This window comes from Bacillus sp. ZY-1-1, from assembly GCF_003047165.1.
Classification (GTDB): Bacteria; Bacillota; Bacilli; order Bacillales; family Bacillaceae; genus Bacillus; species Bacillus velezensis.
Map to the genome: position 1 here is coordinate 3,890,001 of NZ_CP027061.1, position 9,251 is coordinate 3,899,251.

The 9,251-nt window shown below is 46.6% G+C and carries 6 protein-coding genes and 1 rRNA gene (1 of these 7 only partly in view); all 7 read right to left on the reverse strand.

Going from position 1 to position 9,251, the window contains the following annotated elements:
- Nucleotides 1-1,339, reverse strand: a 16S ribosomal RNA gene (locus tag C5I45_RS19590) (it extends 215 nt beyond the left edge of the window).
- Between the two features lie 298 nt (nt 1,340-1,637).
- The gene (gene gyrA / locus C5I45_RS19595; RefSeq protein WP_004392898.1) at nt 1,638-4,097 is read right to left on the reverse strand and encodes a DNA gyrase subunit A; all 2,460 of its coding nucleotides are present in this window, start codon (nt 4,095-4,097) and stop codon (nt 1,638-1,640) included.
- 215 nt (nt 4,098-4,312) lie between these two features.
- Complete coding sequence (gene gyrB, locus C5I45_RS19600; protein ID WP_004392900.1) at nt 4,313-6,229, reverse strand: DNA topoisomerase (ATP-hydrolyzing) subunit B; 1,917 nt, start codon at nt 6,227-6,229, stop codon at nt 4,313-4,315.
- Between the two features lie 59 nt (nt 6,230-6,288).
- Entirely contained in the window at nt 6,289-6,534 is a 246-nt protein-coding gene (remB, locus tag C5I45_RS19605) for an extracellular matrix regulator RemB (RefSeq protein WP_004392908.1), read from the reverse strand.
- 17 nt (nt 6,535-6,551) lie between these two features.
- On the reverse strand, nt 6,552-7,664 hold the full coding sequence (gene recF, locus C5I45_RS19610; protein ID WP_014304178.1) for a DNA replication/repair protein RecF: 1,113 nt from the start codon (nt 7,662-7,664) through the stop codon (nt 6,552-6,554).
- Nucleotides 7,665-7,679: 15 nt separating this feature from the next.
- The gene (gene rlbA, locus C5I45_RS19615; protein ID WP_004392910.1) at nt 7,680-7,895 is read right to left on the reverse strand and encodes a ribosome maturation protein RlbA; all 216 of its coding nucleotides are present in this window, start codon (nt 7,893-7,895) and stop codon (nt 7,680-7,682) included.
- Nucleotides 7,896-8,029: 134 nt separating this feature from the next.
- Entirely contained in the window at nt 8,030-9,166 is a 1,137-nt protein-coding gene (dnaN, locus tag C5I45_RS19620) for a DNA polymerase III subunit beta (RefSeq protein WP_107994576.1), read from the reverse strand.
- Nucleotides 9,167-9,251 lie beyond the last annotated feature (85 nt).

Sequence of the window (9,251 nt, forward strand, 5' to 3'; positions counted from 1 at the left end):
GCAGTCGAGTTGCAGACTGCGATCCGAACTGAGAACAGATTTGTGGGATTGGCTTAACCTCGCGGTTTCGCTGCCCTTTGTTCTGTCCATTGTAGCACGTGTGTAGCCCAGGTCATAAGGGGCATGATGATTTGACGTCATCCCCACCTTCCTCCGGTTTGTCACCGGGCAGTCACCTTAGAGTGCCCAACTGAATGCTGGCAACTAAGATCAAGGGTTGCGCTCGTTGCGGGACTTAAACCCAACATCTCACGACACGAGGCTGACGACAACCATGCACCACCTGTCACTCTGCCCCCCGAAGGGGACGTCCTATCTCTAGGATTGGTCAGAGGATGTCAAGACCTGGTAAGGTTCTTCGCGTTGCTTCGAATTAAACCACATGCTCCACCGCTTGGTGCGGGGCCCCCGTCAATTCCTTTGAGTTTCAGTCTTGCGACCGTACTCCCCAGCGGGTGCTTAATGCGTTAGCTGCAGCACTAAGGGCGGAACCCCTAACACTTAGCAACTCATCGTTTACGGCGTGGGACTACCAGGGTATCTAATCCTGTTCGCTCCCCACGCTTTCGCTCCTCAGCGTCAGTTACAGACCAGAGAGTCGCCTTCGCCACTGGTGTTCCTCCACATCTCTACGCATTTCACCGCTACACGTGGAATTCCACTCTCCTCTTCTGCACTCAAGTTCCCCAGTTTCCAATGACCCTCCCCGGTTGAGCCGGGGGCTTTCACATCAGACTTAAGAAACCGCCTGCGAGCCCTTTACGCCCAATAATTCCGGACAACGCTTGCCACCTACGTATTACCGCGGCTGCTGGCACGTAGTTAGCCGTGGCTTTCTGGTTAGGTACCGTCAAGGTGCCGCCCTATTTGAACGGCACTTGTTCTTCCCTAACAACAGAGCTTTACGATCCGAAAACCTTCATCACTCACGCGGCGTTGCTCCGTCAGACTTTCGTCCATTGCGGAAGATTCCCTACTGCTGCCTCCCGTAGGAGTCTGGGCCGTGTCTCAGTCCCAGTGTGGCCGATCACCCTCTCAGGTCGGCTACGCATCGTCGCCTTGGTGAGCCGTTACCTCACCAACTAGCTAATGCGCCGCGGGTCCATCTGTAAGTGGTAGCCGAAGCCACCTTTTATGTCTGAACCATGCGGTTCAGACAACCATCCGGTATTAGCCCCGGTTTCCCGGAGTTATCCCAGTCTTACAGGCAGGTTACCCACGTGTTACTCACCCGTCCGCCGCTAACATCAGGGAGCAAGCTCCCATCTGTCCGCTCGACTTGCATGTATTAGGCACGCCGCCAGCGTTCGTCCTGAGCCAGGATCAAACTCTCCGATAAAGTAGTTTGACTGACTACGCACATCGCTGTGCGATTTATTTAAAACTTTGAATTAACAGGTACGTTTTGTCTTGTTTAGTTTTCAAAGAACTTTTTCGCCCCTCTCGAAGCGACCTCTTAATCATAACATTTTCAGTTTGCTAGGTCAATACTTTTTTAAAAAATATTTTCGCTAGGCATGCCTTTCTATTAAAAAGACAACAAAAAGAATTATATCAGCATCATCACCATGTGTCAAAGCATTTTTTCATTTCTTTATATAGTAAAAGCGCAGCCTGTTGCAGCTGCGCTTTTTCGTTTATACTTCTTCCGTTTCTTCCGGCTCTTCTTCATTCTTTTCCACAAGCGCCACAGTGGCTACATGCTCTTGATCAGACATGCGGATCAGACGGACGCCTTGTGTTACGCGTCCCGTAGTGGAGATATCATTAATATCCATTCTGATTAACACGCCGCTTGCCGTAATAATCATTAAGTCCTCTTCGCCTTTTGTTGCTTTCACAGTTACTAACGGACCGTTGCTGTCAGTGATTTTACATGTTTTAAGGCCTTTTCCGCCCCGGCTTTGAACTCTGTATTCTGAAGCCGGTGTGCGTTTACCGTAGCCGTTTTCTGTCACTATGAGGACATGGGAGTCTTCTTCAAGAATCTCCATGCCTACAACGACATCATCGTCTGTCAGCGTGATGCCTTTAACACCCGCAGCTGTGCGTCCCATTTGTCTTACATCTTCTTCAGGGAAACGGATCAGCAAACCGTTCTTCGTTCCGATGATGATTTGTTTCTTGCCGTCAGTCAGGCGGACGGCCATCAGTTCATCGTCTTCCCGGAGACCTAGGGCGATCAGACCGTTATTCCGTATATTCGCAAACTGGGACAGTGCCGTACGTTTCGACACCCCTTGTTTGGTCGTAAAGAAGAGGTATTGCTCCTCATCAAACGTGCTGACCGGAATAATGGCATTAATCCATTCGCCTTTTTCAACTTCCAGAAGGTTAATAATCGGAATGCCTTTTGCCGTACGGCCGTATTCAGGGATTTCATATCCTTTAGAACGGTATACCTTCCCTTTATTAGAGAAGAACAGAATCGTATCGTGCGTTGATGTGGAAATTAAGTGTTCCACAAAGTCATCTTCATTCGTTCCCATTCCCTGTACGCCTTTTCCGCCCCGTTTTTGGCTGCGGTATGTGGACGCCGGGAGACGTTTAACATAGCCGTTATGGGTCAGTGTGATGACGATATTTTCTCTCTCGATAAGATCTTCATCTTCAATTGTTTCAAGACCGGACGTCACGATTTCAGTGCGTCTCTCATCATTGAAACGCTCTTTGATTTCATTAAGTTCTTCACGGATGATCTCAAGAACTCTTTCTTCATTGGCTAAAATATCTTTCAGCTCGGCGATAAGCGCAACAAGTGATTGATATTCCTCTTCAATCTTTTCGCGCTCCAGACCGGTTAATCGCTGAAGGCGCATATCCAGAATAGCTTGCGCTTGTTTTTCAGTCAGTGAGAATTGTTCGATCAAACCCGTTCTCGCAATTTCAGCCGTCTGGGAATTGCGGATAAGAGAAATAACGGCATCTAAATGATCGAGAGCAATTCTTAAACCTTCCAGAATGTGAGCTCTCGCTTCCGCTTTGCGGAGTTCGTAAGCCGTTCTGCGCCGGATCACAACCTTTTGGTGATCAAGATAATGCTCCAGACATTGTTTCAGGCTTAGTACCTTCGGCTGTCCGTCAACGAGCGCCAGCAGGTTGATTCCGAAAGACGTCTGCAGGGCCGTTTGTTTGTACAGGTTATTCAAAATGACGTGAGCATTGGCGTCACGGCGGATCTCAATGACGATTCTCATTCCGTTACGGTCGGATTCGTCTCGCAGATCGGTAATTCCTTCGATTTTTTTGTCCCGGACAAGATCCGCGATTTTTTCAATTAATCTCGCTTTGTTCACCTGATAAGGAAGTTCCGTGACAATAATTCTTTCTTTTCCCGATGAAGTCTCTTCGATTTCAGCCTTAGCCCGGATCGTGATTGATCCCCGTCCGGATTCATATGCCTTGCGGATGCCGCTCCGGCCCAAAATCTGACCTGCAGTCGGAAAATCCGGGCCCGGGATGTATTCCATCAGCTCCTGGTTTGTAATCTCAGGATTCTCACTTACGGCAAGCACGCCTTCAATGACTTCCCCAAGCTGATGCGGGGGAATGTTTGTCGCCATTCCGACCGCAATACCGGCAGCCCCGTTTACGAGCAGATTCGGAAATCTCGAAGGCATGACGGCAGGCTCTCTTTCTGAACCGTCATAGTTATCTTGATAGTCAATCGTGTCTTTCGTAATGTCACGCAGAATTTCCATTGCGATTTTTGACATTCTCGCTTCTGTGTAACGCATCGCGGCCGCTGAGTCGCCGTCAACCGAACCGAAGTTGCCGTGTCCGTCAACAAGCATGTAGCGGTAGTTAAAATCCTGCGCCATTCTGACCATTGATTCGTAAACCGCTGAGTCACCGTGCGGGTGGTACTTACCGATAACTTCACCGACGATACGGGCAGATTTTTTATATGGTTTGTCACTGGTCATGCCTAAATCATTCATTGCGTACAAAATCCGTCTGTGAACCGGCTTCAGACCGTCACGCACATCCGGAAGCGCCCGGGATACGATAACGCTCATTGCATAGTCCAGGAAGGATGTCCGCATTTCCTGACTGATATTGACTTCACGTACTTGTGGTGTGTTTTGTTCACTCATTAAAAAAACCTCCCTGAAGTATCACATGAAATAATGTGGGAGTAGATTGTCCATTATGATCTTCAATACGATTTCACTATTCTCCATTATATCAATAAACTTGTGTTTATACACATTAATTTAGTAGAATATACGGGTTTTGCGGGTTTTCAGAGGCTTTAGAAGCCGCTTTGAGAAAAAAGCCTTATTTCTTAACGAAAATAAGGCTTTCTTGGTTAAATATCAAGATTTTTCACGTATCTGGCGTTTGCTTCTATGAAGTTTCTCCGCGGTTCTACTTTGTCACCCATCAGCATTTCAAAAGTCTCGTCAGCGTCCATTGCATCTTCAAGATTGACTTGCAGAAGCGTTCTGGTCGCAGGGTCCATTGTTGTTTCCCAAAGCTGAGTCGCGTTCATTTCTCCAAGACCTTTATAACGCTGGAGGCCGGGCTTAGGTGATTGCGGAAGCTCTTTTAACAGCTCATCAAGCTGCTTATCGTTATAAGCGTATTCCACCCGTTTTCCCTGCTGCACTTTATAAAGCGGCGGCTGGGCAATGTAGACATAGCCGTTTTCGATGATTTCCCGCATGTATCTGTAGAAGAACGTTAATAAAAGCGTTCTGATATGGGCGCCGTCAACATCGGCATCCGTCATGATGACCACTTTATGATAACGCGCTTTTTCAAGATTAAAATCTTCTCCGATTCCTGTTCCGAGGGCCGTGATCATTGATCTGACCTCATTGTTTGAGAGAATCTTATCAAGTCTGGCTTTCTCAACGTTCAGAATCTTACCGCGCAGCGGCAGAATGGCTTGGAAATGACGGTCCCGTCCCTGTTTCGCTGATCCGCCCGCAGAGTCACCCTCTACGATATACAGCTCGGAAATGCTCGGATCTTTAGAAGAACAGTCCGCCAGTTTGCCCGGCAGATTGGAAATCTCAAGCGCACTTTTGCGCCGGGTCAATTCCCGGGCTTTTTTCGCCGCCATCCGCGCTCTTGCGGCCATTAAACCTTTTTCAACGATTTTGCGGGCTGAGTCCGGATTTTCAAGAAGGAATGTTTCCAGCGCAGAAGAAAACAGCGTATCAGTGATCGTTCTCGCTTCGGAGTTGCCGAGCTTGGTTTTCGTCTGCCCTTCGAATTGCGGATCAGGGTGCTTAATTGAAATAATGGCAGTCAGCCCTTCTCTCACATCATCCCCGCTTAAATTCGGATCATTTTCTTTGAAAATCCCTTTTCTTCTTGCATAGTCGTTTATGACACGGGTCAGACCGGTTTTAAATCCGGCCTCGTGCGTGCCGCCTTCGTATGTGTTGATATTATTTGTGAAAGAATAAATATTGCTTGTATAGCTGTCGTTGTATTGCAATGCAACTTCAACCGTTATGCCGTCTTTCTCGCCTTCGATATAAATCGGCTCTTCATGAACGACTTCTTTGGAACGGTTTAAGTACTCAACATAGCTTTTGATTCCGCCTTCGTAGTGGTACTCGTTTTTCCGTTCTTGTCCTTCACGTTTGTCTTCAATCGTGATGTTTACGCCTTTTGTCAGGAAGGCCAATTCCCGGACACGGTTTGAAAGCAGATCATAGTCATATACAGTTGTTTCTTTGAAAATTTCCGGGTCCGGAACGAAGTGCGTAATCGTTCCGGTCTTATCAGTTTCGCCGATCACTTCAAGATCGGCCACAGGTACACCGCGCTCGTACGCCTGATAATGGATTTTTCCGTCACGATGAACCGTAACGTCAAGAGTGGTCGACAAGGCGTTTACGACGGATGCCCCTACACCGTGAAGACCGCCGGATACTTTATATCCGCTTCCGTCAAATTTACCGCCGGCGTGGAGAACGGTCATGATGACTTCAACCGCAGGGCGGCCCATCTTCTCCTGGATACCGACCGGAATTCCGCGCCCGTTGTCCTTAACGGTAATGCTGTTATCTTTTTCAATCTCGATGTTAATATCTGTACAATAACCGGCCAGGGCTTCGTCAATACTGTTGTCGACGATTTCCCACACCAAATGGTGAAGGCCTTTGCTGTTAGTTGATCCGATGTACATCCCCGGTCTCTTTCGAACAGCTTCCAAACCTTCTAATACCTGTATCTGATTCTCATCATAACTATTTTGCTGCTGTTCCATAGCCATGCACATTCACCTACACTTTTCTTAAACGATAATATATTCATTGTAAAGATCCGCTAAGAATCTATTTCTAACATAAATTGCGCACGTTTCTTCAGTGTGCCGGAAGATAAGGGAGAGTAATATATATTCTCAGTCGTGACTACGATAGACTTTGGCGTGCCGTTTACGGACGGCACTACTTTTTCTTTCTGTCTGTCCAGAAATTCTTCAACGATCGGCGATACATTGACCTTGCAGTCAAAAATGCCGACGATATCGCGGGTTGAAACGACAAAGTCGTCACCTAAATGAATATACAATCGCTCACCTCATTTCTTCACTTCACTAACGCACCGTTTTCCACACGGAACATTCCTGCTTGATGTAAGGTATCGTGGTCAATGCCATCCACGCTCGTCGTGGTGACAAATGTCTGCACACGGCCTTGGATCGTATGAAGCAAATGGGACTGTCGGTAATCATCCAGCTCGCTTAGTACATCATCCAAAAGTAAAATGGGGTATTCTCCGATTTCTTCATGAATCAAATCTATTTCAGCCAGCTTCAGAGACAAAGCCGTCGTACGCTGCTGTCCCTGCGAACCGTAAGTCTGCACATCGCGTCCGTTCACATAAAAAAGGACATCATCCCGATGCGGTCCGAATAATGTGACGCCTCGTTCTATTTCTTTTTCTTTTAATTTCGAAAAAGACTCCTGGTAGCTGTTACCTATTTTCGACAAATCTTTGGGATCTGATACATCAAGCGCCGTGTGATACTTAAGCGTCAGTTCTTCAATTCCCCGGGAAATGCCGGAATGGATCGGCTGCGCCCATTTTTCAAGCTGCGCCGTAAACTGCAGACGTCTGGCGACAACTTTTGCGGCTGCCTCGATCAGCTGATCAGTGAGAACGTCAAGCATGGTCCGGTCAGTCTGTTTCCGGCTTTGCAGCTGTTTCAGAAAATGATTCCGCTGTGAAAGGATTTTTTGATAAAGAGATAAATCATACAGATAAACGGCAGAAACCTGCCCGATCTCCATATCGAGAAATCTTCTCCTCACCTGAGGGCTTCCTTTGACGAGATTTAAATCCTCAGGGGCAAACATAATGGTGTTCAGCGCTCCGACATACTGACTGAGTTTTTGCTGCTCTATATGATTGACCTTGCCCTTTTTACCTTTTTTGGAGATGACAAGCTGCATCGGGATGTCCCCGTTGCGCTTCATCACTCTTCCTTCTATTTTAGCATAGTCTTCGTCCCACCGTATAAGTTCTTTGTCATTTGAGGTGCGGTGTGATTTTGCCATCGAAAGGACATAGATGGCTTCCATCAGATTGGTTTTGCCCTGGGCATTTTCCCCGATGATCACATTCACCTTGTTTTCGAATTGAAGCTCAGCGCGCTCATAATTACGGTAGGATGTTAATTCTAAATTTTGGATATACAACCGCTGTCACCCGCTTTAATTGACGACTTGAAATGAACCAAATCCTTCAATCGCGACCACGTCTCCAACGTAAAGCTTTCTGCCGCGGCGATTGTCAGGTTCATTGTTGACAGTCACCTCATGCTCGCTCAGAAACCACTTCGCCATGCCGCCGGACTGAATCACATCGGCTAATTTTAAAAACTGGCCAAGCGTAATCATTTCTGTATCAATCGAAATCGGATTTGCCATAATATCGACCTCTTTCAAATATCACTAATATCTAATTGTACTAAAAAATCCTGAAATAAGGAAAGGGAAAACTTGAGGGAGCGGCTGATGAATAGAAAAGCTGCCGAACTAAGCCGGCAGCACATTCTGTTTGATTAATACGTTCTGACCGGAAGGATGAGCTGAACGATGGTCTCATCATTCGGCGTACGGATAAGAAACGGTCTCATCGCTCCCGTAAAGCTGATACGGATGTCCGCTCCTTCAAGTACTTTCAGTGCGTCCATCATATATTTTGGACTGAATGAAATATTTAATTCCTCGCCGTCAATCTTGTCTGCCAGCACAGCTTCGACCACTTTCCCGATTTCCGGAGAATTTGATGAAATCTCAAGCGAATCCGTCGGTTTGGCAGAAAGTTTTACAACGTTGTTGCGGCCTTCTCTCGCCAATAAAGAAGCACGGTCTATCGCCTGTAAAAATTCCTTCGTGTTCACGACGATTTCCGTTTTGCTTTCCTGCGGAATTAAGCTGGTCGTGTCCGGATAGTTTCCGTCAAGCAATCTTGAGAAGAACAATACGTTTTTCGCTTTGAACAGAACTTGGGTTTCTGTAATGACGATATCCACCAGCTCTTGGCTGTCATCAAGAATTTTGCTCAGCTCGGTTAAGCTTTTCCCGGGAATGACCACGTTATAAGAGCTGTCTTCCGGAATATCAAGCTTCGCCTTTCTTAAAGCGAGTCGGTGGCTATCCGTGGCAGTGCATAATAATTCACTGTTTTCAACTTTCCAGTTTACACCTGTCAAGATAGGGCGTGTTTCTGAGGCGGACACAGCGAACACGGTTTGGCGGATCAGGTTTTTCAAAAGATCCGTCGGAATCTGAATGGCGTGATGCTCTTCGATTTGCGGTAGATGCGGATATTCATCTGCATCAAGGCCGTTTAAATTAAATTCGGCTTTTCCGGAACGGATAATCGTTAAATATTGATTTTGAACTTCGATTTCAACAGTCGCCATCGGCAGTTTTTTAACGATTTCGCTGAAGAAACGCGCTTGCAGCACGATACTTCCCGGCTGATCGATCGTCACGATTTCTTTATCATCATCTTCTTTCGGAATGAATGACTCAATTGAAATATCAGAGTCACTTCCTGTGAAAGATACTCCTTCATCTGAGGCGACGATCTTAATACCGGTGAGAATGGGAATTGTGGTTCTGGATGAAACGGCTTTTAGAACGTCTTGTACACTTTCGACTAACCGATCTTTTTGAATCGTAAATTTCATGTTTATCCTCCTAACGGATAATATAATTAATATATTTTAAAAATAGCAGTAGTAATAGTAGGGCCTGTGGATTTGTGGATAAGTT

Bases quoted from the DNA above. Each gene is read 5' to 3' on its own strand.
- gyrA (WP_004392898.1), bottom strand. From the start codon at position 4,097: ATGAGTGAACAAAACACACCACAAGTACGTGAAGTCAATATCAGTCAG.
- gyrB (WP_004392900.1), bottom strand. From the start codon at position 6,229: ATGGAACAGCAGCAAAATAGTTATGATGAGAATCAGATACAGGTATTA.
- rlbA (WP_004392910.1), bottom strand. From the start codon at position 7,895: ATGGCAAATCCGATTTCGATTGATACAGAAATGATTACGCTTGGCCAG.
- dnaN (WP_107994576.1), bottom strand. From the start codon at position 9,166: ATGAAATTTACGATTCAAAAAGATCGGTTAGTCGAAAGTGTACAAGAC.